Source organism: Streptomyces sp. SID1328, assembly GCF_009865595.1.
Classification (GTDB): Bacteria; Actinomycetota; Actinomycetes; order Streptomycetales; family Streptomycetaceae; genus Streptomyces; species Streptomyces griseoluteus.
In genome coordinates this window covers 19,803-45,459 of the sequence record NZ_WWKH01000911.1, presented here as the reverse complement: position 1 = coordinate 45,459, position 25,657 = coordinate 19,803, and the positions used below count along the sequence as shown (strand labels likewise).

The window sequence follows — 25,657 nt, the reverse complement described above, 5'->3', positions numbered from 1 at the left end:
CGAATCCGGTGGACGTGAGAGGCGCGGTTCGGACAACCTGACCGGCGTGCCGATCTCTTCACTCGCCGCGCTGCCCATCCGCCGTCTGACTCCGCGCGATCTCACCGCCTGCGCCGATCTGTCCGAGGACCGGGGCTGGCCCCGCGAGGAACACAAATGGGGCCTGCTGCTCACCGCCGGCCACGGCTACGGCATCGACGACCCAGACGGTGGCCTCGTCGCCGCGTGCGTCGTCACGGAGTACGGCTCCGGACAGCGGGTGGAACTGGGCGCGATCGGCATGGTCCTGGTCGCCGAGCGTCACTCCCGCAAGGGCGTGGGACGCCGCCTCATGCGGCACGTCGTGGCGGCCAAGGACGGTACCCCATTGACCCTGCACGCCACCCCGCTGGGCCGCCCGCTCTACGAGGAGATCGGCTTCAAGACCGTGGGCCAAGCGGAGATGCTCATGGGGCGCTTCAGGCCGGACGGGTCGGAGCCGTCGGTGCCGACGCGGGCCGCGACCGCCGAGGACCTTCCGTCGCTCCTCCGTCTCGACGCGGAGGTCTTCGGTGTCGACCGCACCCCGATCCTCGTCCGGCTGCCCGCCTTCGCCGACCAGGTCCGCGTGGCGGAGGAGGACGGCCGGATCGTCGGGTACACCGCCGCGTGGCCCAACATGCGGACCCATGTCGTCGGCCCCCTGATCGCCCGCGACACGGAGACGGCCAAGGCACTCGTCGAGTCGCTGGCGGCCCACACCGACCGCCCGCTGCGCACCGATGTGGATGTGCGCCACGAGGAGTTGCTGGTCTGGGCGAAGGAGCGGGGGCTGGCTCCGGTGATGTCGAACGCGGTCATGATGCTCGGCGCGCCCGATCTGCCGGGGGACTGGACCCGCAGGTTCGCACCGCTGACGGTGGCCGCGGGCTGAATCCCGGCATGACGAAGGCCCCCGTGGTGCCACGGGGACCTTCGTCATGTGTGCGGCTCGCTCAGACCAGAGCGGTCACGGCCTCGGTGGCGAAACCGTGGTCCTGCTCCGGCGCACCGCCGCCGACGCCGATCGCGCCGATCAGCCGGCCGTCGCGGTGGACGGGGACGCCACCGGCGATGAACAGCAGCGGGCGGTCCAGCGCGGTCGGCAGCGTGTGGAAGAGGCCGCCGGGCTGCACGGCGTCGACCAGATCGGCGGTCGGCGCATTGAGCTGAAGCGCGGTGTACGCCTTGCGGGTGCTGGTCTCGCCGGAGATCAGCACGGCCCGGTCGTCCCGGCGGAAGGCGAGCAGGTGGCCACCGGCGTCCAGGACGGTGACGCTGACGGTGACACCCGCGTCCTCGGCCGCGCGCCGGGCGGTGGCGATGAGCAGCTCGGCGTCCTCGATGGTGAGCGGGGCAAAGGTGGTGGTGCTCATGGTGGGTGTCTCCTTGGAATTTCCTGAGGTGGGGCCGCCCGCGCCGGGGTTCGTCACCGGCGCGGACGGGGTTCGGGAGATGCAGGGCCGGCCTCAGTGGCGGGCGGGCTCCGGCATGGCGGGCGCGTCGGCGGTGAGCGCCGCGCCGGTCTTGGTGCCGCGGCGCTCCAGGGCGGCCGACAGGACGGCGAGCAGCAGGGCCGCCGCGGCGAGGACGGCACCGACCCAGTTGGGGGCGGTGTAGCCGAACCCGGCCGCGATGACCATGCCGCCGAGCCAGGCGGACAGGGCGTTGCCCAGGTTGAAGGCGCCGATGTTCACGGCCGAGGCGAGCGTCGGGGCGCCGTGTGCCTGGTCGAGGACGCGCTTCTGGAGCGGCGGGACAGTGGCGAAGCCGAGGGCACCGATGAGGGCGATGGTCACGGCGGCCGCGATCTTGTTGTGCGCGGTGAGAGTGAAGAGCGCGAGGACGACGGCCAGGGCGCCCAGCGAGACGTAGAGCATCGGCATCAGGGCGCGGTCGGCGAACTTGCCGCCGATCAGGTTGCCGCCGACCATACCGAGGCCGAACAGCACCAGCAGCCAGGTGACCGAGCCGTCGGCGAAACCGGCGACGTGGGTCATCATCGGCGCGATGTAGGTGATGGCGGCGAAGACTCCACCGAAGCCGAGCACGGTCATCGCCATGGCGAGCAGGACCTGGGCGTTCTTGAAGGCGGCCAGCTCATGCCGCAGATGCACGCCCTCGGGCTTGGGCACCTCGGGTACGAGCTTGACGATGCCCGCGAGGCCGATGACGCCCAGGACGGCGACGATGCCGAAGGTCACCCGCCAGCCGATCTGCTGCCCGATGAGCGTGCCCAGCGGGACGCCGACCACGTTGGCGACGGTCAGCCCGGTGAACATCATGGCGATGGCGCCGGCCTTCTTCTGCGGTGCCACCAGCTCGGCCGCGACGACCGACCCGATACCGAAGAAGGCACCGTGGGCGAGGGACGCGACCACCCGGCCGATCAGCATGACCGCGAAGACGGGGGCGACGGCGGAGAGCAGGTTCCCGGCGATGAACAGGCCCATCAGCACCATCAGCATGCGCTTGCGCGAGACCTTGGTGCCGAGCACGGTCATCAGCGGGGCGCCGATCACCACGCCCAGGGCATAGCCGGTGACGAGCAGGCCCGCGGTGGGGATGGAGACGCCGAAGTCACCCGCGACCTGGGGCAGCAGACCCATGATCACGAACTCGGTGGTGCCGATTCCGAAGGCCCCGATCGCCAGGGCCAGAAGCGCGAGAGGCATGAGGGGGTAGACCTTCCCAAACGATTGCAGGAGCGCTTTGCGTGCCCTCACAATAGTTGCAGACGCGGGTTAAATGCAATCGCTGGATATTGCGGGCGTGCTCTACCCTGGAAGCCGGCCGCTCCGGAACGGAGGAACACCCAATGACAGCGACAGACCCCGCGCTCACCGCCCTCGCGCAGGGCTGGTGTGCCCTGTCTTTGCTGCACGGGAGAATCGAGACGCAGATCGAGCGCGCCCTCCAGGCGCAGCACGAGCTGAGCGTGCGCGAGTACTCCCTGCTCGACGTGCTCAGCAGGCAGCACGACGGTGACGGCGGCCACCTCCAGATGAAGCAGGTCGCCGACGCGGTCGTCCTCAGCCAGAGCGCCACCACCCGGCTGGTGACCCGCCTCGAGGACCGCGGGCTGCTGGAGCGCTATCTGTGCCCCACCGACCGCCGTGGCATCTACACCAACGTCACCGAGGCCGGGCTGGAGCTGCTGGAGAAGGCGCGTCCGACCAACGACGCCGCGCTGCGCGAGGCGCTGGACACAGCGGCGCTGAACCCCGAACTCGCGCCGCTGGTCAGGGCCGTGGAGTCGCTGCACGCCCCCGCATAGGCTGCAGACCATGACCGACCTCGCCATAAGGCCCGCGGCCCCGGACGACATCCCGGCGATCGTGGCCATGCTCGCCGACGACCCCCTGGGCGCCCGGCGCGAGTCACCCGACGACCTGACGCCGTACCTGGCGGCTTTCGAGCGCCTGGACACCGACCCGAACCAGCATCTCGTCGTGGCGGTCCGCGACGGCCGGGTGATCGGGACGCTCCAGCTCACGATCATTCCGGGGCTCTCCCGCAGGGGCGCGACCCGTTCCCTCATCGAGGCCGTACGGATTCATGCCGACGAGCGCGGCAGCGGGCTGGGCAGCGAGCTGATCGAGTGGGCCGTCGACACCTCCCGCCGTCTCGGCTGCCATCTGGTGCAGCTCACCTCGGACAAGACGCGCACCGACGCCCACCGCTTCTACGAACGGCTGGGCTTCACCGCCTCACACGAGGGCTTCAAACTGGGCCTCCGACAGGGCGATTGAGGGAGCAAAGGGCCCTGTTTCACGTGAAACAGGGCCCTACGTCTATGGCTTGCTACGGCTGGGCGATCCCCCGCCAACCCTCCGGGTCCACCCCACCGGGCACCGGCGCACCCTCCTCGTACGGTCGGCGCGTGAACACGAACGACCCGAGGTCCAGGTGGCTCACCGTTCCGTCCGGGCGCCGTACCGCCTCCAGCGACTCCCCGGCGTAATAGCCCTCCAGCCCCGTCCAGGTGCCGTCACCGTTCGGCCGGAACCGGGTACGGCGGCCGCCTCCGGCCAGCGGCCCCAGCGTGATGCCTTCGGCCAGGACCCGCAGGATGTAAGGGTGCGTGCCCCAGTACCAGGGCCCGGCCAACTCCATCACCGTCGGGTCGACTTCACTCAAGGGGCGCCACGGCTCGGGGATGCGCGGTTCGGCCTCGGCGACGATGCGGACGAGGTCGGCACCCACCGCGCCGACCGCGGGGCCGCTGGTGCAGTTGGCCAGCACCACCGCCGCCACGTCGTCCGCCACGTTGAACGTGAGGGTCGCCAGGAAGCCCGGCAGCGACCCGGAGTGCCCGGCGAGCAGCCGGCCGTCCCGGTGCTGGATCTGGAGCCCGAGACCGTACGTAACGCCGTCCACCACGTCCGCGGGCTCGGCGGGGGCGGCAGGTGTACGCATCTCTCGTACCGACTCAGCGCTCAGCACCCGGTCGTCCCCCTGGACCAGGAAGGCGGCGAAGCGGGCCAGGTCGCCCGTGGTGGACCAGAGTTGGCCGGCGGGGGCCATCAGACCGAGGTCCTCCAACGGCTCGGGCAGCAGTGCGTCGGCCCAGGGGTGCACCGCCCAGCCGCCCGCGTGCGGTGGCTCGGGCTGGGCGCTGGTGCGGTGGAGGCCAAGAGGCTGGAGCACCTCGGCGCGCAGCACCTGCTCCCAGGGGGCGCCCCGGAGTTCCTTCACCAGGGCCCCGAGCAGGGTGTAGCCGGGGTTGGAGTAGTGGTGGCGCCGCCCGGCCGGGTGCAGCAGGGGCTTGTCGCCGAGCACGTCGCTCAGCTCGGGGCGCGTCGAGCCCGGTGTCCGCTCCCACCAGGGCGCCGGTGACTCGGCGGCCAATCCGGCGGTGTGCGCCAGCAGCTCGGCGATGGTCGCCTCACCGGCGCCGGTGCCCGGCAGATGCTTCTCCAGCGGGTCATTGAGGTCGAGCACGCCCTCGTCCCGCAGCCGCAGCACCAGAACGGCGGTGAAGGTCTTGGTGATGGAGCCGATCCGGTACTGCACGTCCTCGTCCGGCCCGTGCCCGTCCACCGAGGTCCGCGCCCCGTGCCACACCGCCCGGCCCCCGCGCACGACCGCGGCCACGAGCGAGGGTGCCCGCCCCTCGGCCTGCGCGACGGCGATCCGGTGCGTCAACGCCCGGCGCGTCGCCGGAAGCAGCTCTTCGTCCCATGTCGTCATGTGCCCAGTCCACCCGCTGGGACGGGCCACGTCGAGCGCATTCCGTCCAGGGGGTGTCCTGTCGGTCAGGCCCGATCAGGGAGCAGCGTCCGGTGCCGTGCATCGCAAGGCGGAGGAGGGAGTCGATGCGGAGCATCGGGGACCGCCGACAACGCGGCGAGGTGCGGCACCAGGCGTCGCGAGCCCGGCGTGATCGACAAGACACCCCCAGGGCGTGGATCAGGTCTGGGCCATGTCCACGAAGCGGGAGTAGTGGCCCTGGAAGGCGACGGTGATGGTGGCCGTGGGGCCGTTTCGGTGCTTGGCCACGATCAGGTCGGCCTCGCCCGCGCGGGGGGACTCCTTCTCGTAGGCATCCTCGCGGTGCAGCAGAATGACCATGTCGGCATCCTGCTCGATGGAGCCCGACTCACGCAGGTCGGAGACCATGGGCTTCTTGTCGGTGCGCTGCTCGGGACCACGGTTGAGCTGGGAGAGCGCGATGACCGGGATCTCCAGCTCCTTGGCGAGCAGCTTGAGGTTACGGGACATGTCCGAGACCTCCTGCTGCCGGCTCTCGGCCCGCTTGGAGCCACCGGACTGCATGAGCTGGAGGTAGTCGATGACGACCAGTTTCAGGTCGTTGCGCTGCTTGAGGCGACGGCACTTCGCGCGGATCTCCATCATCGACAGGTTCGGGGAGTCGTCGATATAGAGCGGCGCCGCCGACACGTCCGGCATCCGACGGGCCAGGCGCGTCCAGTCCTCGTCGGTCATCGTGCCGGAGCGCATGTGATGCAGGGCGACGCGGGCCTCGGCGGACAGCAGACGCATGGCGATCTCGTTGCGGCCCATTTCGAGCGAGAAGACCACGCTCGGCAGATTGTGCTTGATCGACGCGGCCCGCGCGAAGTCCAGCGCGAGCGTCGACTTGCCCATGGCGGGACGGGCGGCGATGACAATCATCTGGCCGGGGTGCAGGCCGTTGGTCAGCGAGTCGAAGTCGGTGAATCCGGTGGGCACGCCGGTCATCTCGCCGCTGCGCGAGCCGATCGCCTCGATCTCGTCGAGGGCGCCCTCCATGATGTCGCCGAGCGGCAGATAGTCCTCGCTGGTGCGCTGCTCGGTGACCGCGTAGATCTCGGCCTGGGCGCTGTTGACGATCTCGTCAACATCGCCGTCGGCCGCGTATCCCATCTGCGTGATGCGCGTGCCGGCCTCCACCAGGCGGCGCAGGACGGCACGCTCGTGGACGATCTCCGCGTAGTACTCGGCGTTGGCCGCGGTCGGCACCGTCTGGACGAGGGTGTGCAGATAGGCGGCGCCACCCACCTTGTTGATCTCGCCGCGCTTGGTGAGTTCGGCCGCGATGGTGATGGGGTCGGCCGGCTCGCCCTTGGCGTAGATGTCGAGGATCGCCGTGTAGATCGTCTCGTGGGCCGGCTTGTAGAAGTCGTGACCCTTGAGGATCTCGACCACGTCGGCGATGGCGTCCTTGGACAGCAGCATGCCGCCCAGCACCGACTGCTCGGCGTCCAGATCCTGCGGGGGCACCCGCTCGAAGGCGGAACCCCCGCCTTCCCAGCCGCCGTTCTCACGGCCGCGCTCGTGCTGCTCGTCACGGCCGCCGCGGCCGGAGTCACCGCGGCGCCGGGAGGCGGGGAGACGATCGCTGGGACCGCTGTCGGCCCACGGATCGTCCAAGGGCTCGGAAATGCTCACCGAGCCACCTCCTCCCGTCCGCCGGAGCGGACCTCGCCGTGTCCCCTGTTCTACGGCACGGCACTGACAAAATGAGAGGCCCAACTCCGGTTCCGGCGCGTCGGATATGTGACGTTTCCATGGCCGGGAGAGGGAGCGGGCGCCGGACCACGGTAGGCCCCCCGGCACCGTCAGCCAATCTGGTTATCCACAGGCCATGTGGACGACGGTCCATATGCTGTGGAGAACTCCCCGAAACCTGTGCACGACCCGGTGGACAGCCCTGTGAACAAGACCTCGCCCTCGTCACCTGGATGCCACTGACCTGCATCTTTACCGTCCACCGGCTGTGCAGAAGAAAAACTTTTCCAGTCGGACCAAGATCACCTCGAACGCCGCCCGAAACCTTGCCAGCCTGAAACGAGAGTAAGGGGCACAGGCCAGTTGTATCTCTTACCTGTGGAAGATTAGATTGGTGCGCATGACACAGGCTCCCGCGATCCCCAAGGCCACCCGGCGACGCCATGACCGCGAGATCGTGGCACTCGCCGTGCCGGCCTTCGGCGCGCTGGTCGCCGAGCCCCTCTTCGTCATGGCCGACAGCGCGATCGTCGGCCATCTCGGCACCGCCCAGCTCGCCGGTCTCGGCGTGGCCTCCGCGCTCCTCACCACAGCGGTGAGCATCTTCGTCTTCCTCGCCTACGCCACCACGGCGGCGGTCGCCCGCCGGGTCGGCGCGAACGATCTGCGGGCCGCCATCCGCCAGGGCATGGACGGCATCTGGCTGGCCCTGCTCATCGGCGCCGCTGTGATCGCCGTCGTCCTGCCCCTCGCACCCGACATCGTGGACCTCTTCGGCGCCTCCGCCACCGCAGCGCCCTACGCCACCACCTATCTGCGTATCTCCGCCCTCGGCATCCCGGCCATGCTGGCCGTCCTGGCCGCCACCGGCGTGCTGCGCGGACTACAGAACACCAGGACCCCGCTGTACGTGGCGATCGGTGGCTTCATCGCCAACGCCGCCCTCAACGCCGTGCTCGTCTACGGCGCCGGACTCGGCATCGCGGGTTCCGCCTGGGGCACCGTGATCGCCCAGTGCGGCATGGCCGTCGTCTATCTCTGGGTGGTCGTCCGGGGTGCGCTGCGCCATGGAGCCTCCCTGCGTCCTGACCTCGCCGGTATCCGCGCCTCGGCACAGGCCGGCGTACCGCTGCTGGTCCGCACTCTGTCCCTGCGAGCGATCCTCATGATCGCCACCGCGATGGCGGCTCGGCTCGGGGACGCCGACATCGCCGCACACCAGATCGTGCTGTCCCTGTGGAGCCTGCTGGCCTTCGCCCTGGACGCGATCGCCATCGCCGGACAGGCGATCATCGGCCGCTATCTCGGCGCCGACGACGCACCCGGCGCCCGCGCGGCCTGCCGCCGCATGGTGCAGTGGGGCATCGCCACCGGGGTGGTCCTCGGGCTCCTCGTCGTGGCCGCACGGCCGCTGTTCCTGCCGCTGTTCACCAGTGACGCCGGGGTCAAGGACGTGGCGCTGCCGGCGCTGCTGGTGGTCGCCCTGTCCCAGCCCATCTGCGGCATCGTCTTCGTGCTGGACGGGGTACTGATGGGCGCCGGTGACGGCCCCTACCTTGCCTGGGCCATGGTGGTCACCCTGGCGGTCTTCACGCCGGTCGCGCTGCTCGTGCCCACGCTGGGCGGCGGTCTCACCGCGATCTGGGCGGCCATGACGCTGATGATGACGGTCCGGATGGTGACCCTCTGGCTGCGTGCCCGTTCCGGCCGCTGGATCGTGACGGGCGCGACCCGCTGACCGTTTCACGTGAAACGTGCCGTGGGTTCCGCCCCCAGTCAGGTCCCTGAACACATGAGAAAGGGGCCGCATCCTCGAAAGGATGCGGCCCCTCACCAGCTCAAACGAGCCGAGCGGTCACGGCGATCAGGCCGCGACGACCTCGAGGGTCACCTTGGCGGCAACCTCGGGGTGCAGACGCACGGACGTCTCGTGGGCGCCCAGGGTCTTGATCGGAGCGGTCAGCTCGATGCGGCGCTTGTCGACCTCGGGGCCACCGGAAGCCTTGATCGCGGAAGCGATGTCGGCCGGGGTGACGGAACCGAAGAGACGACCGGCGTCGCCGGAGCGGACGGCCAGACGGACCTTGACACCCTCGAGCTGGCCCTTGATCTGGTTGGCCTGCTCGATGGTCTGGATCTCGTGGATCTTGCGGGCGCGACGGATCTGCGCCACGTCCTGCTCGCCACCCTTGGTCCAGCGGATAGCGAACTTCCGCGGGATCAGGTAGTTGCGGGCGTACCCGTCCTTGACGTCGACGACGTCGCCGGCGGCACCGAGGCCGGAGACCTCGTGGGTGAGGATGATCTTCATGTGTAGGTCACCCTTCCTTAGCGCGCGGTGGACGTGTAGGGCAGCAGCGCCATCTCACGGCTGTTCTTGACGGCCGTGGCGACGTCACGCTGGTGCTGCGTGCAGTTGCCGGTCACGCGGCGGGCACGGATCTTGCCGCGGTCGGAAATGAACTTCCGCAGCATGTTCGTGTCCTTGTAGTCCACGTACGTGACCTTGTCCTTGCAGAAAGCGCAGACCTTCTTCTTAGGCTTGCGCACAGGCGGCTTCGCCATGGTGTTTCTCCTGTGTGATCAAGAAGTGGGATGCGAGCCCTTAGAAGGGGGGCTCGTCCGAGTAGCCGCCACCGCCGCCGGAGCCGGAACCGCCGCCCCAGCCGCCGCCACCCTGGTTGCCACCGGCGGGAGCGCCGGAAGCCCACGGGTCGTCGGCCTGGGCACCGCCCTGGTTGCCGCCGCCGGAGCCACCGCCCCAGCCGCCACCACCCTGGCCCTGGTTGCCACCGCCGCCGTAACCGCCCTGGCCACTGCGGGCGCCGCCGGAGGTCTTGGTGACCTTCGCCGTCGCGTTGCGCAGGCTGGGGCCGACTTCCTCGACGTCCAGCTCGTAGACCGTGCGCTTGACACCCTCGCGGTCCTCGTACGACCGCTGCTTCAGCCGGCCCTGCACGATGACGCGCATGCCTCGCTGGAGCGACTCCGCGACGTTCTCCGCCGCCTGACGCCAGACCGAGCAGGTCAGGAACAGGCTCTCGCCGTCCTTCCACTCATTGGTCTGCCGGTCGAAGGTGCGGGGAGTGGACGCGACGCGGAACTTTGCGACCGCCGCACCGGAAGGGGTGAAGCGCAGCTCGGGGTCGTCGACAAGATTGCCGACGACCGTGATGACGGTCTCGCCTGCCATGGGGAACCTCTCGGCGGGATTGCTCTGGCTGCTTGGTTGCTGCTACTCGAATCCCGAGATCAGCTGAGCGGAAAAGCTCAGTGCATCTCGGGGCGGAGGACCTTGGTCCGGAGGACCGACTCGTTCAGGTTCATCTGGCGGTCGAGCTCCTTGACGACCGCAGGCTCGGCCTGCAGGTCGATGACCGAGTAGATGCCCTCGGGCTTCTTCTTGATCTCGTACGAGAGACGACGACGGCCCCAGGTGTCGACCTTTTCCACCTTGCCGCCGCCATCGCGGACGACAGAGAGGAAGTTCTCGATCAGCGGGGAGACAGAACGCTCCTCGAGATCGGGGTCGAGGATGACCATCACCTCGTAGTGACGCATGTGGAACCCACCTCCTTTGGACTCAGCGGCCACGGTCGTTCCGTGGCAGGAGGGTCGTGATGCGTGAGCAACGGTATCGGCCGCCACTGACAACCGGAGGTTCCGCGAGGAACCGCCCACAGTGGGCCGCCACGGGCCAGGGCAGACACCGGTGCAGACGTTACAGACTACCCGCCCACCCGCTTCCGGTTGAAATCCGGCCCTGTAACCCCGCAATCTGTACACATCGGGTGTGTAGGGCGCTACAGTGCGCCGCGATCCGCAGGAGGTGCCTCATGACACAGGCAGTGCGACCGACCACCGCCGGCTCCCTCTTCGCCAGTGACGGAAAGCCCCATCCACTCCAGGACACCCTGACGGTGGTGACGCTCGTCCTGGGCGTGCTCGCCTTCGTCACCTGCTTCATCGACGGCCTCCACCTGGTGGCCTCCTGGGCCGGCCTGGTCGGCATGATCACCGGCGCCTACGGCCAGTGGGTCTCGATCACCACGCGGGAGCGCTTCGGCCTGATCGTCGGACTCGGCGCCTCCGGGGTCGGCTTCCTCATCGGCATGGCCAACGGCGGTCTGTTCGGCGGTCTCATCGGCGGCTGACCCCACCCGGCCGCCCGTCCAGGACGGCATCACGAGCACCCGGAATGTTCCGGTCCGCGAGCGGGCCGGAACACCGGTGCTGTACGCCCCATTCGGGGCGCTCGCAGGGCGCAGTAGGCTTCGGCGCGAGAGCCGGAGCCCCTGATCCCATGGGGACACACCAGCCCGAGGAGCGCCCCGACATGAGTCTGACCCTGAGGACCATCAGCCGCGAGCAGCATCTGGCATACATCCAGAGCCTGCCGTCGGCCAGTCACATGCAGGTCCCCGCATGGGCCGACGTTAAGGCGGAGTGGCGTTCGGAGAACCTCGGCTGGTTCGACGAGCGCACCGGCGAGATGGTCGGCGCCGGTCTGGTCCTCTACCGCCAGCTCCCCAAGATCAAGCGCTACCTCGCCTATCTGCCCGAGGGCCCGGTCATCAACTGGTTCTCTCCGAACCTTGAGGACTGGCTCCAGCCGATGCTGGCCCACCTCAAGCAACAGGGCGCTTTCTCGGTCAAGATGGGCCCGCCGGTGATCATCCGCCGCTGGAACGCGGAGACCATCAAGAAGGGCATCCAGAGCCCGGACGTGAAGCGGCTGCGCGACATGGAGGCCGACTTCATCGAGCCGCGCGCCTTCGAGGTGGCCGACAAGCTGCGCCGCATGGGCTGGCAGCAGGGCGAGGACGGCGGCGCCGGCTTCGGCGACGTCCAGCCGCGCTACATCTTCCAGGTGCCGCTGGCCAACCGCTCGCTGGAAGAGGTCCACAAGCAGTTCAACCAGCTCTGGCGCCGCAACATCAAGAAGGCCGAGAAGGCCGGCGTCGAGGTCGTCCAGGGCGGTTACCAGGACCTGGAGGAGTGGCAGCGGCTGTACGAGATCACCGCGGTCCGCGACCACTTCCGCCCGCGCCCCCTGTCGTACTTCCAGCGCATGTGGACGGCCCTCAACACCGAGGACCCCAACCGGATGCGGCTGTACTTCGCCCGGCACAACGGCGTGAACCTGTCGGCGGCCACCATGCTGATCGTCGGCGGCCACGTCTGGTACTCCTACGGCGCCTCCGACAACATCGGCCGTGAGGTCCGCCCCTCCAACGCCATGCAGTGGCGGATGCTGCGCGACGCCTACGCGCTCGGCGCCACCGTCTACGACCTGCGCGGCATCTCCGACTCGCTGGACGAGACGGACCACCTGTTCGGCCTGATCCAGTTCAAGGTCGGCACCGGCGGCCAGGCAGCCGAGTACCTCGGCGAGTGGGACTTCCCGCTGAACAAGCTGCTGCACAAGGCGCTCGACATCTACATGTCGCGACGCTGAGCGGCGGGCGGCCGCCCGTCCCGCCTTCTGGTTCCATAGCCTTCACAAGGCTTCACCGTCACGCGTCCCCGTACACCCCCTCGGGGACGTCCCTCTGAATCCACCGCAGCCACGAGAAAGGTTCCGGGTCCGGCCATGGCGCTCACGCTCTACGTCGACACCGCGCGCTGGCGTGCGCACCACAAGCACGTGCAGGAGCAGTTCCCGGGACTCGTCCCGGTCTGCAAGGGCAACGGCTACGGCTTCGGTCACGAACGGCTCGCGGAGGAGGCCACCCGGCTGGGCTCCGACATGCTGGCCGTCGGCACCACCTACGAGGCCGCGCGCATCAAGGACTGGTTCAGCGGCGACCTGCTCGTGCTGACGCCGTACCGGCGCGGCGAGGAGCCGGTGCCGCTGCCGGACCGGGTGGTCCGCTCGGTGTCGTCGGTCGACGGGGTGTACGGCCTCGTGGGTGCCCGTGTCGTCATCGAGGTGATGTCCTCGATGAAGCGGCACGGCATCAGCGAGCACGAACTGCCGCAGCTCCACCAGGCCATAGAGAACGTCCGCCTGGAGGGCTTCGCCATCCACCTGCCGCTGGACCGCACCGACGGCTCGGACGCCGTCGAGGAGGTCATCGGGTGGATGGACCGGCTGCGCGCGGCGCGGCTGCCGTTGCACACGATGTTCGTCAGCCACCTCAAGGCCGATGAACTGGTCCGGCTCCAGCAGCAGTTCCCGCAGACCCGCTTCCGCGCGCGGATCGGCACCCGGCTGTGGCTGGGCGACCACGACGCCACCGAGTACCGCGGCGCCGTCCTGGACGTCACGCGGGTGACCAAGGGCGACCGCTTCGGCTACCGGCAGCAGAAGGTGGCCTCGGACGGCTTCCTGGTGGTCGTGGCGGGCGGCACGTCGCACGGGGTGGGCCTGGAGGCCCCGAAGGCCCTGCACGGCGTCATGCCGCGCGCCAAGGGCGTGGCGCGGGCCGGCCTCGCCACGGTGAACCGGAACCTCGCGCCGTTCGTCTGGGGCGGCAAGCAGCGCTGGTTCGCGGAGCCGCCGCACATGCAGGTGTCGATCCTGTTCGTCCCCTCCGACGCTCCCGAGCCGAAGGTCGGAGACGAGCTGGTGGCCCATCTGCGGCACACCACGACGACGTTCGACCGGATCGTGGACCGCTAGGACCGCTGGACCGGACCCGAACCAACGGAAAGGCCGTGCACGGAATCTCGTGCACGGCCTTTCTCATGCCCTCGGGGCGCGTTCGCTCAGAGCGAACGACCGTCGTGCGGCACGGGTTCCGGGCCGCCCCAGTCCGTCCGCGACGGCTCCTCGGGCGCCTCGTGCTCCGGGTACCGGAGCCCGCGCAGGACGAAGTGGTCGGCCGCGCCGTCGAGTACGCCGCCTGAGGGGTCGTCGTCCCCGGCCCGGCGCACCACGTCCCGTTCCGGGCGGAGGATGTCCCGCACGACGACGGCGCACAGGTACAGGGTGCCGAGCAGGTGCAGGGCGATCGCCCAGTGGTAGCCCTCGGTGGGCAGACCCTTGTGGGCGTCTCCGCTGGTCGTGTACGCGAGGTAGAACCAGATGCCGAGGAAGTACGCCACCTCGCACGCCTGCCAGATCAGGAAGTCCCGCCACTTGGGCCGGGCGAGGACCGCCAGCGGCACCAGCCACAGCACGTACTGGGGTGAGTAGACCTTGTTGGTGAGGATGAAGGCCGCCACCATCAGGAAGGCCAGCTGGGCGAAGCGCGGCCGGCGCGGCGCGGTGAACGTCAGCGCCGCGATGGCGAGGAACGACAGCACCACCAGGGCGCTGGCGGTGGTGTTCACGAAGTCGATGCTCGGCGGGTTACTGGAGTTCTGGGACCAGATCAGCCAGAACGAGCCGAAGTCGATGCCCCGGTCATGGCTGAACCTGTAGAACTTCGACCAGCCCTCGAAGGCGAACAGCATCACCGGCACGTTCACCACGAGCCAGGCGCCCGCCGCGCCGCCGACCGCCTGGAAGAACTCCCGCCACTTTCCCGCCCGCCAGCACAGCACCAGCAGGGGACCGAGCAGGACGAGAGGATAGAGCTTGGCGGCCGTGGCGAGGCCCAGGAGCACACCGAAGGCGACGGCCCTGCCACGGGACCACATCAGCATCGCGGCGGCCGTCAGGGCCACCGCCAGGAGGTCCCAGTTGATGGTGGCGGTCAGCGCGAAGGCCGGCGCCAGAGCGAGCAGCAGGCCGTCCCAGGGCCGGCGGCGGTGGGTACGGCTGACGCAGACGGCGATGACGGCCGCGCAGACCATCAGCATCCCCGCGTTGACGAACCAGTACCACTGCTCCTGCCGCTGGATACCGCCGCTGCCCGGTGTGAGCCAGGAAGCGACCTCCATGAACACGCCGGTCAGCACCGGGTACTCGAGGTAGTCCATGTCGCCGGGAAGCTTGTCGAAGTACGGCACGAGCCCGTCGGCGAAGCCACGCCCCTGGTAGAGGTGGGGGATGTCCGAATAGCAGGCGTGCGTGTACTGCGAGCTGGCTCCGAAGAACCAGGCGCCGTCGTAGCAGGGAGCCTTCTGGACGAGCCCGAGGGCGAACATGCCGATCGCCACGAGCACGACGACCCGGACCGGCGTCCACCAGGACGTCCCGGTCAGGGCGCGCCGCCCGAGGGGGCCGCCGATCAGCTCGCTGCCGGCCGCGGCGATCTCGTCCTCCCGCGTCGGTCGTACCGTCTCCGGTTCACGCACGCGCGCGGGCGTCGTCTCTGCACTGGGCATGGGGCACATCCTGCCGTACTCGCTCGGGAAAACGCCGAGGGCCGCCGCACCTGGTCCGTGCGACGGCCCGTGTTTCACGTGAAACACCCACGACGGCCGAAAGGAACGCCAATCGGGCAGGCGGCGCTACTGGCCTGCCTGACCTCCGAACAAGCCTCCGCCGTTGCTCCCATTGGCACCGGCATTGCCGTTGCCCTGGACACCACCGTTCCCGGGTGAGGTCGAGTCGCTCGGTGAGGGGCTGGTTCCGCCGTCGGCACCACCGGGCCCGGTGCCGCCGTTGGCGTTGCAGAAGAACCGGCAGGTCTGGCTCTCGCTGGGCGAGGGCGATGCCGTGGACTCGCTCGGCGACGGGCTCGACGACTCGGTCGGCGTCGGGGTGGCCGTGATGCTCGGCTTCGGGGTCGGCGTGGGGGCGCCCACCTCGTTGTGGATCTTGCCGATCTTGATCGGGTCCGGGAAGCCGGGGTCGTTGCTGCCCTTCAGCGCGGCCAGCATGTATTCGGTCCACACCGAGGTCGGGATGTCACCACCGTGGATGGAGTCCGTGCCGGCCGTGCCGTTCATCGACAGCAGACGGTGATCCTTGGGGTTCTCACGGAACATCACCACCGAGGTGGAGAGCTGCTGGGTGTAGCCGACGAACCAGGCCGACTTGTTCTCGTCGGTGGTGCCGGTCTTGCCGGCGGCCGTACGGCCCAGCGCCCTGGCGTTCTGCCCCGTACCGTTCTGGATCACGTTCTCCAGGACGTCGGTGACGTTGTTGGCGATGCTGGAGTCCATCACCTGCTCGGGCTTCGGCTTGGTGAAGCCCCTCAGCTCGCGGCCGTCCTTCTTGACCGCGGTGACGGAGTAGGGGTCCGCCTGCTTCCCGGACGCGGCGAACGTCGCGTAGGAGTCCGCCATGCGGATCGCGCTGGGGGTGGAGGTACCGATGGCGAAGGACGGGTTCAGGTCCTTGGCCATACTGCCCTCCAGGATGCCGGTCGAACGGGCCATGTCCCGGACCTTCGACATGCCGACATCGACACCGAGCTGCACGAACGGCGTGTTGACCGACTGCTCCATCGCCTTGCGCAGGGTGATGTAGCCCCAGGGGTGATCGCTCTCGTTCGCCTGGAAGAAGAACGAGTTGTCCTTGTTGAGGTAGTACGAGCCGTCGGGCCGGCGGACCTTGAGGTGGTCGTTGCCGTTGTACTTGCTCAGCGGCGAAATACCCTCACCGTTGGAGTTGTACGTGCCGTCCTGCATGGCCGCGGCCAGCACGTAGGGCTTCCACGTCGATCCCACCGGGACACCGGAGGTGTCGGCGTTGTTGGTGAAGTGCCCGTTCTCGTAGCCGTCGCCGCCGTAGAGGGCGACGATCGCGCCGTCGTTGGGCACCACCGAGGCCGCGCCGAACTGGACGTACTTGTCCTTTTCCTTGGTCTCCGGCTTCAGCCGCGCCTTCTGGATCTTCTTCACGGCCGTGGTCAGGGCGTCGACCTTGTCCTTCTGGAAGGTCGTGGTGATCTGGTAACCGCCCTGATCGAACTGGGCCTCCGTGATGTTGGAGTGGTTCAGAACGTACTTCTTGGCCGTGTCGACCAAGTAGCTGATCTGGCCGTTCCTGCCCTTGGTCGCCTTGCGACCCTGCGGAGTGGGGTATTTGCTGATCGCCTCCTGGTACTGGGCGTCGGTGAGGTGCTTGTCCTTGTGCATCTCACCGAGAATCCAGCGCCAGCGCCCCTGGGAGCGGGCGGTGTTCGCCGTCTGCGTCGCATTCTTGTCGAGATCCGCGTTGCCGGCCGGGTCGTAGTAGGTCGGCCCCTTCAGCAGGGCGGCGAGCACTGCGCACTGACTTGCCGACAGGTCCTTGGCGTCCTTGCCGTAGTACGTCTGCGCGGCGGCCTGGATGCCGTAGGCGCCTCGCCCGTAGTACGAGGTGTTCAGGTAGCCCTGCATGATCTGGTCTTTGCTGAGCTTCGTGCCCACCTTCAGGGAGATGAACATCTCCGTGAACTTACGAGTGAGCGTCTGGTCCTGGCTCAGGTAGGTGTTCTTGACGAACTGCTGGGTGATCGTGGAGCCACCCTGGGTCTGTCCGCCGCGCGCCATGTTGGTCAGGGCCCGCGCGATGCCCATGGGGTCGACGCCGGAGTCCTTGTAGAAGCTCTTGTTCTCCGCGGAGATCACCGCGTACTGCATGGCCTTGGGGATCTTGTCGATCGTGAGGTTCTGCCGGTTCACACCGGTGCCCGTGGCCACCATCTGGGTTTTTCCGTCGGACCAGTAGTAGACGTTGTTCTGCGACTTCGCGGCGTCGTTCTCGCTGGGAATGTTGACCAGCGCGTAGCCCACACCGGCCATGACGACCAAGCTGCCCATGAACCCAATGCCTAGCCCCGTGGTCAGCCGCCAGGACGGTACCCAGCGCCGCCAGCCGTGCTTGCCCACGCGGGGATAGTCGATGAACCGGGGTTCTGCCGGTGGCCCCTGGTCCCGGCCCCGGCCGCCACCCGGGGGAGCGTTGTCCGCGCCCCGGCGGCGCCCGCCGCCTCTCTGGGCAGCACGGCGCGCCTCGGCACGGCTGCCGTACTCACGCCCATCACCCCCAGAGCCATAGGCGTCCGGTCCCTGGGAATGAGACCCATAGGAGTGGTCGGAGGCCCCGTTGGCGCCTCGCGGTGCCGCGGGACGGCCGGAGGACGGGCCGGGCTGGCCGCGTCGGGCCGCCCGTCCGCCTCCCTGCGGCTGCGGCGGTTTGCGACGGTGCTCGCTCATCGAACGATTACTCCTCGGGCAGGCGCATCCGTGCGCGCCTGGAAACAGCGGCTGGTTTCCGGTCCCCCCGAAGTACGGATGCGGTCGTTGCTGCATTCACCCGTACTGCACCGAGGATCACGACGCTCCCCAAGCGCCCCTTGGTTCCCGGTGTTGTGCATGCCGCACAGACTACGCACCGCCAAAACCCTCCGAGCCCCGAAGTTCACCCCAAAACAGGCAACTTGCCTCGTACGAATCGGTGATGTGATCCCGTTCACCATCGACCCTCTTGTCGCATGCCATGGGTCGTTCTATCGTCGTGATGTATCGAGTCGATACATCAGAGCGAGATAAAAGCGCTGTGTACCGAGAGGAGGCGATCATGAGCCGTCGTTCAGGCATCCTTGAGTTCGCCGTGCTCGGGCTGCTGCGCGAGTCGCCGATGCACGGCTACGAGCTGCGCAAGCGACTCAACACGTCCCTGGGTGTGTTCCGGGCTTTCAGCTACGGGACGCTCTACCCCTGCCTCAAGACGCTGGTCACCAACGGCTGGTTGATCGAGGAACCGGGGAACACCCATGAAGACGCTCTGGCCGCCCCTCTCACCGGACGCCGCGCCAAGATCGTCTACCGGCTGACGGCCGAAGGTAAGGAGCACTTCGAGGAACTCCTGTCGCAGACCGGCCCCGACGCATACGAGGACGAGCACTTCGCCGCCCGGTTCGCCTTCTTCGGGCAGACCTCGCGCGATGTGCGCATGCGTGTGCTGGAGGGCCGGCGCAGCCGGCTGGAGGAGCGCCTGGAGAAGATGCGCGCCTCGCTGGCACGCACTCGGGAGCGCCTCGACGACTACACGCTCGAGCTTCAGCGCCACGGAATGGAGTCCGTGGAGCGCGAAGTGCGCTGGCTGAACGAGCTGATCGAGAGCGAGCGGGCCGGGCGGGACCTGAAGGGTCCCGAGTCCGGGGGGTCCGCTCAGCAGGACACCACATCTGGATCGACGGGCGGCCTGCCCCGTCCCAGGGATCTTCCCGGGACGGATACGCCCGGCGACACCGCCACGTGACGGCCCACCAGGGCCTCACTCGTACACACAGGGAGCAACCGGAATGGGTTCGGTTCGCGTAGCCATCGTCGGTGTCGGCAACTGCGCCGCGTCGCTGGTGCAGGGAGTCGAGTACTACAAGGACGCCGATCCGGCGGCCAAGGTACCCGGCCTGATGCACGTGCAGTTCGGTGACTACCACGTGCGGGACATCGAGTTCGTCGCCGCCTTCGACGTGGACGCCAAGAAGGTCGGCCTCGACCTCGCGGACGCCATCGGCGCCTCCGAGAACAACACCATCAAGATCTGCGACGTGCCCTCCAGCGGGGTCACCGTCCAGCGCGGCCACACCCTCGACGGTCTCGGCAAGTACTACCGCGAGACCATCGAGGAGTCGGACGCCGAGCCGGTCGACATCGTCCAGACCCTGAAGGACAAGCAGGTCGACGTCCTGGTCTGCTACCTCCCCGTGGGCTCCGAGGACGCGGCGAAGTACTACGCCCAGTGCGCCATCGACGCCAAGGTCGCCTTCGTCAACGCCCTCCCGGTCTTCATCGCCGGCACCAAGGAGTGGGCGGACAAGTTCACCGAAGCCGGTGTGCCGATCGTCGGTGACGACATCAAGTCCCAGGTGGGCGCCACCATCACGCACCGCGTCATGGCGAAGCTGTTCGAGGACCGCGGTGTGATCCTGGACCGCACGATGCAGCTCAACGTCGGCGGCAACATGGACTTCAAGAACATGCTCGAGCGCGAGCGCCTGGAGTCCAAGAAGATCTCCAAGACGCAGGCCGTCACCTCCCAGATCCCCGACCGGGACCTCGGCGAGAAGAACGTCCACATCGGCCCGTCCGACTACGTGGCCTGGCTGGACGACCGCAAGTGGGCCTACGTCCGCCTGGAGGGCCGTGCGTTCGGCGATGTTCCGCTGAACCTCGAGTACAAGCTGGAGGTCTGGGACTCCCCGAACTCCGCCGGTGTCATCATCGACGCCCTGCGTGCCGCGAAGATCGCCAAGGACCGGGGGGTCGGCGGCCCGATCCTGTCGGCGTCCTCGTACTTCATGAAGTCCCCGCCGGTTCAGTACTTCGACGACGAGGCCCGCGAGAACGTCGAGAAGTTCATCCGCGGCGACGTCAGGCGCTAGGCGCCGCTCGCCCGACAACGCTCCTGCCAGGGCTGTGAGGGTCCCTGGGGTCTGCCGACCCCGGGGACCCTCCCCATGTGTGAGGCTGTGCCCATGCCCGTCGTCCGTGATCTGCGCCTGCTGCTGCGCGAGCGGGACTTCCGGCGCCTGCTGTACGTCCGCCTGCTCTCCCAAGGCTCGGACGGCGTCTACCAGATCGCCCTCGCCTCGTACGTCGTCTTCTCCCCCGAGAAGCAGACCTCGGCCCCGGCGATCGCCTCCGCGATGGCGGTCCTGCTGTTGCCCTATTCGCTGGTCGGCCCCTTCGCGGGGGTGCTGCTGGACCGCTGGCGTCGGCGTCAGGTCTTCGTCCACGGCAATGTGCTGCGCGCCGTGCTGGCGGCCATCACCTCCGTACTGATGACCGTGCACGCGCCGGACTGGCTGTTCTACGCCTCCGCGCTGTGCGTCACCGCCGTCAACCGGTTCGTCCTCGCGGGCCTCTCGGCGGCACTTCCCCGCGTGGTCGGTACCGAGCGCCTGGTGCTGGCCAACTCCCTCTGCCCGACCGCCGGGACACTGGCCGCCACCCTCGGTGCCGCCCTGGCCTTCGGCGTACGGTTCGTCACGGCCGACTCGGACGCGGCGGTGGTACTGCTCGGCGCGCTGCTGTATCTCTGCGCGGGTCTGACCGCCCTGACCATGGTCCCCTCCCTGCTCGGCCCCGACCGGCCCCCGGTGCCGCCCCGGCTGCGCACCGTCCTCGCCGACACGGCACGCGGTCTTGTTGCGGCCGTGCGGCACCTGGGCGAGCCCCGGCGCAGGGAAGCCGTCTGGGCCCTCGCGGCGATGACCTGCATGCGCTTCTGCTACGGCGCGCTGCTGGTCCTGCTGCTCATGCTGTGCCGCTACGGCCTCTCCAGCTCCCCGGAGCAAGGGCTCAGTCTGCTGGGGCTGGTGTTGGGGGTCTCCGGCGCCGGGTTCTTCGTAGCGGCCGTGGTGACCCCCTGGAGCACGGGACGGCTGGGTGCCGGGCGGTGGATCGCGGTCTGTGCGGGTGCCGCCGCCCTTCTGGTGCCGGCGCTCGGGCTTCCGTTCGCCACGGTGCCGCTGCTGATCGCGGCCTTCCTGCTGGGGCTGATCACCCAGGGCGCCAAAATCGCCACGGACACGATCGTCCAGGGGTCGGTCGAGGACGGCTACCGGGGTCGGGTCTTCTCCGTATATGACGTTCTCTTCAACGTCGCCTTCGTCGGCGCCGCCGGGGTGGCCGCCCTGATGCTCCCGCCGGACGGCCGGTCGGCGCTGCTGGTGATCCTCGTGGCGTTGCTCTATGCCGCCGTCACTGCGGCCATGGCTCGCTTCGAGTGGCGCCGGGAGAGTGAGAGGGGCGGTGTTTCACGTGAAACACCGCCCCTCCGCTGAGTCATGTTTCACGTGAAACACGTCTCGGAAGCGTTCAGCTCTGCTGCTGCGCCCACCATTCCTTGAGGGCCGCGACCGCAGTGTCGTGCTCCATCGGGCCGTTCTCCAGGCGCAGCTCCAGCATGTGCTTGTACGCCTGGCCGATGACCGGGCCCGGTCCGACGCCGAGGATCGTCATGATCTCGTTTCCGTCGAGGTCGGGGCGGATGGAGTCCAGCTCCTCCTTCTCCTGCAGCTCGGCGATGCGCGCCTCCAGCCCGTCATAGGCGCGGGACAGTGTGGCCGCCTTGCGCTTGTTCCGGGTCGTGCAGTCGGAGCGGGTCAGCTTGTGCAGCCGGTCCAGCAGCGGGCCCGCGTCGCGGACGTAGCGCCGGACCGCGGAGTCCGTCCACTCCCCGGTGCCGTAGCCGTGGAAGCGCAGGTGTAGCTCGACCAGGCGGGAGACGTCCTTCACCAGGTCGTTGGAGTACTTCAGCGCCGTCATGCGCTTCTTGGTCATCTTGGCGCCGACCACCTCGTGGTGGTGGAAGGAGACCCGGCCGTCCTGCTCGAAACGCCGCGTCCGGGGCTTGCCAATGTCGTGCAGCAGCGCGGCGAGCCGGAGGGTGAGGTCCGGGCCGTTCTCCTCCAGGTCGATCGCCTGCTCCAGCACGATCAGCGAGTGGTCGTAGACGTCCTTGTGGCGGTGGTGCTCATCACGCTCCAGCCGGAGCGCCGGCAGCTCGGGCAGCACCTGGGCGGCTAGCCCGGTGTCGACCAGCAGGGTCAAGCCCTTGCGGGGGTGCGCGGAGAGCAGCAGCTTGTTCAGCTCGTCCCGGACCCGCTCGGCCGACACGATCTCGATCCGCGCGGACATCTCCGTCATCGCGGTGACCACCGCCGGGTCCACCTCGAAGTCGAGCTGGGCGGCGAAGCGGGCGGCCCGCATCATGCGCAGCGGGTCGTCGGAGAAGGACTCCTCCGGCGTGCCGGGCGTACGCAGCACCCGTGCCGCGAGGTCCTCCAGACCGCCGTGCGGATCGATGAACTCCTTCTCCGGCAGGGCCACGGCCATCGCGTTGACGGTGAAGTCGCGCCGGACCAGGTCCTCCTCGATGGAGTCGCCATACGACACCTCGGGCTTGCGGGAGGTGCGGTCGTACGCCTCGGAGCGGTAGGTGGTGACCTCGATCTGATAGCCGTCCTTCTGGGCGCCCACCGTGCCGAAGGCGATCCCGACCTCCCAGACGGCGTCCGCCCAGGGCCGGACGATCCGCAGCACGTCCTCGGGGCGCGCGTCGGTCGTGAAGTCCAGGTCGTTCCCGAGCCGGCCCAGCAGCGCGTCACGGACCGAGCCGCCGACCAGGGCGAGCGAGAACCCGGCCTCCTTGAAACGGCGGGCGAGGTCGTCGGCGACGGGGGCCACCCGCAGCAGCTCGCTCACCGCGCGCTGCTGCACCTGACTGAGGGCAGCGGGATTGTCATCGTTGGGGTTCGGCACAACAGAAGAGGGTACGTGGCCCGGCCGCCCGGGACCGCACCCGTTTGACCGGCGCTGAGGCTCCCTGCCATACCCCCACAAGGGCTCCCCTAGCGGCGGACACCGGCTCTCCGCTCCTTAATGGATATAGAGGACAGGCGGCCGCTCCGTGGCGATCTTGGGGAACGGTCCGTGGCACTCAGCCTCTGCGGTCATCGTTACCATGCGGGGACGCACATTCCGACGACCACTGATGACGACGACGAGGGACGGGCTAGCGCGTGGCCGACGCGGCTGAAATCCAGGGGCCCAGTGCCTCTCCTGCCCGCCGCCGACTGCGGCGCGCCGGAGCGCTGCTGGCGGGCGCACCGCTGCTGGCCGGGCTGCTCCAGTTGACCGCGGCCGAGCCCGCGCAGGCGGCGCCGGCGGACTCGGTGTCCGTGGCGTTGGACTCACTGACGCCCAGCGCGCCCACCGAGGACGACACGCTGACCGTGTCCGGCACCGTGATCAACAACGGTGGGCAGTCCGTGACCGGCGCCCACGTCGGCCTCCGGGTGGGCCCCCTTTTGAACACCCGCTCCGCGATCGACGGCATCGCCCAGCACCCCGACGATCTCCGCGGCGGTGCCGGCGACGAGCTCGGCGGCAAGTACACGCAGAAGTTCAGCAAGCTGATTCCGGGCGTCGCCGAGCACTTCAGCATCTCCGTGCCCGCGGACGAGCTGGACCTCGGCAAGGACGGCGTCTATTCGTTCGGCGTCTCCGTCTCCGGCAAGACCTCGGCGCGGCCCTGGGACCAGATGCTCGGCATCGAGCGGACCTTCCTGCCCTGGCAGTCGTCCGAGGCCGACACCAAGAGCCGTACGACGTTCATGTGGCCGCTGATCTCCTCCGTTCACATGACCGCCCGCACGGGCGCCGGAGAGCGGCAGACCCCCGTCTTCCAGGACGACGAGCTGGCCAAGGAGATCGCCCCCGGCGGCCGCCTGGCGCAGATGATGGACCTGGGCCGCGATCTCGACGTCTCCTGGGTGATCGACCCGGACCTGCTGGCCGCGGTGGACGCCATGGCCAACGGTTACCGGATCCAGCAGCCCGACGGCACCAGCAAGGCCGGCTCCCGCGAGAACCAGGATGTCGCCAAGCAGTGGCTGGCCGGTCTCCAGACGGCCGTGGCGGACAAGGAGGTCGTCGCGCTGCCCTTCGCCGACCCGGACCTCGCCTCGCTCGCCCACACCGGCACCAGCGTCCCCGGGTCGCTCAGCCACCTCAAGGACGCCACCGACGTCGCCGCCCTCACGGTGAAGACCGTGCTCCATGTGACGCCGACCACCGACTTCGCATGGCCGGTGGACGGCGCCGTCGACCCCTCGATCATCAAGGTGGCCACCTCCGCCGGCGCCGACCGGGTGATCGCGCGCAGCGACAGCCTCCGGGAGTCCACCGGGCTGCCCTACACGCCGTCCGCCGCCCGCCCGATCGGCGGCGGCACCACGGCGGTGGTCGCGGACGCGCGGATGTCCACGGCCTTCGAGGGCGACCTCACCAAGGCGGACACCTCCACGCTCGCAGTGCAGCAGTTCCTGGCACAGAGCCTCGAGGCGAACGTACAGAAGGACGAGCAGCGCAGCTTCGTGGTCGCCCCGCAGCGCACGCCGACCGCCAGCCAGGCGCAGGCGATGGCCACCGCCGTGAAGGCACTCCAGGACGGCAACTGGTCGCAGCCCGAGACCCTCACCGGCGCCGCCAATGCCAAGCCCGACCCGGACGCCGCCACACGCATCCCCTCCACCTCGGCCTACCCTTCCTCGCTGCGCAAGCAGGAACTGCCGAGGAGCGCTTTCGAGCAGGTCGCGGACACGCAGGACAAGCTCGACAACTTCCAGGTGATCCTCACCGACCAGTCCCGTGTGATCACGCCCTTCGGCCGGGCCATAAACCGCGGGATGTCCACGTCGTGGCGGGGCCAGGCCGCCAAGGCGGACGGCTTCCGCACCGACGTGCTGAGCTATCTCGACAACCTCGGCGGCCAGGTCAAGCTGATCGACAAGTCGGAGACCAAGCTCTCCGGGCGCAGCGCCACCATCCCGGTGACCGTGCAGAACAACCTGGTCCAGCCTGTCGGCCACCTGTATCTGCGGCTCAGCTCGACCCAGCCGACCCGGCTGAAGATCGCCGGCAAGGCGTACGACGAGCAGCCCGTCGAGGTCTCCGGCGGCCACAGCCAGTCGGTGAAGTTCACCACCTCGGCCAACGCCAACGGCCGGGCCACGGTCCTCGCCCAGCTCTACACCGAGGACGGCCAGGAGTACGGCGACCCCGTCAGCTTCGACGTGAAGGTCACCGAGGTCACGCCCACCGTCATGCTGGTGATCGGCGGCGGGGTGCTGCTGCTGGTCCTCGCCGGCTTCAGGATGTACACCCAGCGCAAGCGCGCGGCCGCCCGCCAGGCCGAGGAGGAGGGCCCGGACGAGGCGGAGGCGGACTCCGGCGACGACTCCGGGAACCCGGACGACGCCGGGGACCGTCTTCCCGAGGAGTCCGGTTCGTCCGCCGGGGCAGCCGGGCCGGACCAGCCGGGTGACCCTGCACCGGACACCGCACCGGAAAGCACCGACCCGTCCGGCACGGGTGAGAGAGTGGACCGTTGAGCGACGCCGCGGCC

22 protein-coding genes are annotated in these 25,657 nt (G+C 69.0%); 11 read left to right on the top strand and 11 right to left on the bottom strand.

The annotated features are described in order from the left end of the window. Positions 1 to 46 precede the first annotated feature (46 nt). On the top strand, positions 47 to 913 hold the full coding sequence (locus GT030_RS29255) for a GNAT family N-acetyltransferase (protein ID WP_161203658.1): 867 nt from the start codon (positions 47 to 49) through the stop codon (positions 911 to 913). A gap of 61 nt (positions 914 to 974) precedes the next feature. On the opposite strand, the gene GT030_RS29250 is transcribed toward GT030_RS29255, so the two are convergent. Further along, on the bottom strand, positions 975 to 1,394 hold the full coding sequence (locus GT030_RS29250; RefSeq protein WP_161187285.1) for a heme-binding protein: 420 nt from the start codon (positions 1,392 to 1,394) through the stop codon (positions 975 to 977). 93 nt (positions 1,395 to 1,487) lie between these two features. Further along, positions 1,488 to 2,693 carry an MFS transporter gene (locus GT030_RS29245; protein ID WP_161203657.1) on the bottom strand — a complete coding sequence of 402 codons (1,206 nt, stop codon included), beginning with the start codon at positions 2,691 to 2,693 and terminating at the stop codon, positions 1,488 to 1,490. A gap of 143 nt (positions 2,694 to 2,836) precedes the next feature. On the opposite strand from GT030_RS29245, the gene GT030_RS29240 reads away from it, so the two are divergent. Both GT030_RS29240 and GT030_RS29235 read left to right on the top strand, forming a co-directional pair. Continuing rightward, on the top strand, positions 2,837 to 3,295 hold the full coding sequence (locus GT030_RS29240) for a MarR family transcriptional regulator (protein WP_161203656.1): 459 nt from the start codon (positions 2,837 to 2,839) through the stop codon (positions 3,293 to 3,295). A gap of 10 nt (positions 3,296 to 3,305) precedes the next feature. Continuing rightward, a complete protein-coding gene (locus GT030_RS29235) occupies positions 3,306 to 3,770 on the top strand; it encodes a GNAT family N-acetyltransferase (RefSeq protein ID WP_161203655.1) in 465 nt (154 codons plus the stop codon). 52 nt (positions 3,771 to 3,822) lie between these two features. On the opposite strand, the gene GT030_RS29230 is transcribed toward GT030_RS29235, so the two are convergent. Next, positions 3,823 to 5,211, bottom strand: a complete 1,389-nt coding sequence (locus GT030_RS29230; RefSeq protein ID WP_161203654.1) for a serine hydrolase domain-containing protein — start codon at positions 5,209 to 5,211, stop codon at positions 3,823 to 3,825. Between the two features lie 219 nt (positions 5,212 to 5,430). Next, positions 5,431 to 6,912, bottom strand: coding sequence for a replicative DNA helicase (gene dnaB, locus GT030_RS29225; protein WP_030806092.1), 1,482 nt, complete (start codon positions 6,910 to 6,912; stop codon positions 5,431 to 5,433). Between the two features lie 460 nt (positions 6,913 to 7,372). Between dnaB and GT030_RS29220 the strand changes: the two genes are divergently transcribed. Then, positions 7,373 to 8,710: an MATE family efflux transporter gene (locus GT030_RS29220; protein WP_161203653.1), complete on the top strand. Its 1,338-nt coding sequence runs from the start codon at positions 7,373 to 7,375 to the stop codon at positions 8,708 to 8,710. Between the two features lie 126 nt (positions 8,711 to 8,836). Here GT030_RS29220 and rplI read toward each other — a convergent pair whose 3' ends face one another. The 4 genes from rplI to rpsF all read right to left on the bottom strand — a co-directional run bounded on the left by rplI (position 8,837) and on the right by rpsF (position 10,533). Then, complete coding sequence (rplI, locus tag GT030_RS29215; protein WP_030806085.1) at positions 8,837 to 9,283, bottom strand: 50S ribosomal protein L9; 447 nt, start codon at positions 9,281 to 9,283, stop codon at positions 8,837 to 8,839. Positions 9,284 to 9,300: 17 nt separating this feature from the next. Then, the gene (gene rpsR / locus GT030_RS29210) at positions 9,301 to 9,537 is read right to left on the bottom strand and encodes a 30S ribosomal protein S18 (RefSeq protein WP_003949403.1); all 237 of its coding nucleotides are present in this window, start codon (positions 9,535 to 9,537) and stop codon (positions 9,301 to 9,303) included. Between the two features lie 40 nt (positions 9,538 to 9,577). Next, complete coding sequence (locus tag GT030_RS29205; RefSeq protein WP_161203652.1) at positions 9,578 to 10,165, bottom strand: single-stranded DNA-binding protein; 588 nt, start codon at positions 10,163 to 10,165, stop codon at positions 9,578 to 9,580. Positions 10,166 to 10,242: 77 nt separating this feature from the next. Then, positions 10,243 to 10,533 (bottom strand): 30S ribosomal protein S6, encoded by a 291-nt coding sequence (gene rpsF, locus GT030_RS29200; protein WP_003975025.1) that lies wholly within the window; start codon positions 10,531 to 10,533, stop codon positions 10,243 to 10,245. Positions 10,534 to 10,808: 275 nt separating this feature from the next. Between rpsF and GT030_RS29195 the strand changes: the two genes are divergently transcribed. From GT030_RS29195 to GT030_RS29185, 3 genes are all read left to right on the top strand, one after another. After that, a complete protein-coding gene (locus tag GT030_RS29195) occupies positions 10,809 to 11,126 on the top strand; it encodes a hypothetical protein (RefSeq protein ID WP_161203651.1) in 318 nt (105 codons plus the stop codon). A 182-nt stretch (positions 11,127 to 11,308) separates the two neighbouring features. Then, positions 11,309 to 12,430, top strand: coding sequence for a peptidoglycan bridge formation glycyltransferase FemX (gene femX / locus GT030_RS29190; RefSeq protein WP_030806071.1), 1,122 nt, complete (start codon positions 11,309 to 11,311; stop codon positions 12,428 to 12,430). Between the two features lie 135 nt (positions 12,431 to 12,565). Next, positions 12,566 to 13,597 carry an alanine racemase gene (locus GT030_RS29185; protein ID WP_086692036.1) on the top strand — a complete coding sequence of 344 codons (1,032 nt, stop codon included), beginning with the start codon at positions 12,566 to 12,568 and terminating at the stop codon, positions 13,595 to 13,597. Between the two features lie 86 nt (positions 13,598 to 13,683). Here GT030_RS29185 and GT030_RS29180 read toward each other — a convergent pair whose 3' ends face one another. Both GT030_RS29180 and GT030_RS29175 read right to left on the bottom strand, forming a co-directional pair. Continuing rightward, entirely contained in the window at positions 13,684 to 15,189 is a 1,506-nt protein-coding gene (locus GT030_RS29180; RefSeq protein WP_202460700.1) for a glycosyltransferase 87 family protein, read from the bottom strand. Between the two features lie 126 nt (positions 15,190 to 15,315). Then, positions 15,316 to 17,952, bottom strand: a complete 2,637-nt coding sequence (locus GT030_RS29175; RefSeq protein ID WP_161203649.1) for a transglycosylase domain-containing protein — start codon at positions 17,950 to 17,952, stop codon at positions 15,316 to 15,318. A gap of 364 nt (positions 17,953 to 18,316) precedes the next feature. Between GT030_RS29175 and GT030_RS29170 the strand changes: the two genes are divergently transcribed. The 3 genes from GT030_RS29170 to GT030_RS29160 all read left to right on the top strand — a co-directional run bounded on the left by GT030_RS29170 (position 18,317) and on the right by GT030_RS29160 (position 21,530). Next, positions 18,317 to 19,000 (top strand): PadR family transcriptional regulator, encoded by a 684-nt coding sequence (locus tag GT030_RS29170; protein WP_086692027.1) that lies wholly within the window; start codon positions 18,317 to 18,319, stop codon positions 18,998 to 19,000. A 43-nt stretch (positions 19,001 to 19,043) separates the two neighbouring features. Next, positions 19,044 to 20,126, top strand: coding sequence for an inositol-3-phosphate synthase (locus GT030_RS29165; protein ID WP_161203648.1), 1,083 nt, complete (start codon positions 19,044 to 19,046; stop codon positions 20,124 to 20,126). Between the two features lie 93 nt (positions 20,127 to 20,219). Then, positions 20,220 to 21,530, top strand: coding sequence for an MFS transporter (locus tag GT030_RS29160; RefSeq protein ID WP_161203647.1), 1,311 nt, complete (start codon positions 20,220 to 20,222; stop codon positions 21,528 to 21,530). A 34-nt stretch (positions 21,531 to 21,564) separates the two neighbouring features. On the opposite strand, the gene GT030_RS29155 is transcribed toward GT030_RS29160, so the two are convergent. Then, the gene (locus GT030_RS29155; protein ID WP_161203646.1) at positions 21,565 to 23,010 is read right to left on the bottom strand and encodes a CCA tRNA nucleotidyltransferase; all 1,446 of its coding nucleotides are present in this window, start codon (positions 23,008 to 23,010) and stop codon (positions 21,565 to 21,567) included. 260 nt (positions 23,011 to 23,270) lie between these two features. Here GT030_RS29155 and GT030_RS29150 point away from each other — a divergent pair, with 260 nt between their 5' ends. Further along, a complete protein-coding gene (locus tag GT030_RS29150) occupies positions 23,271 to 25,643 on the top strand; it encodes a DUF6049 family protein (RefSeq protein ID WP_161203645.1) in 2,373 nt (790 codons plus the stop codon). Positions 25,644 to 25,657: the final 14 nt, after the last annotated feature.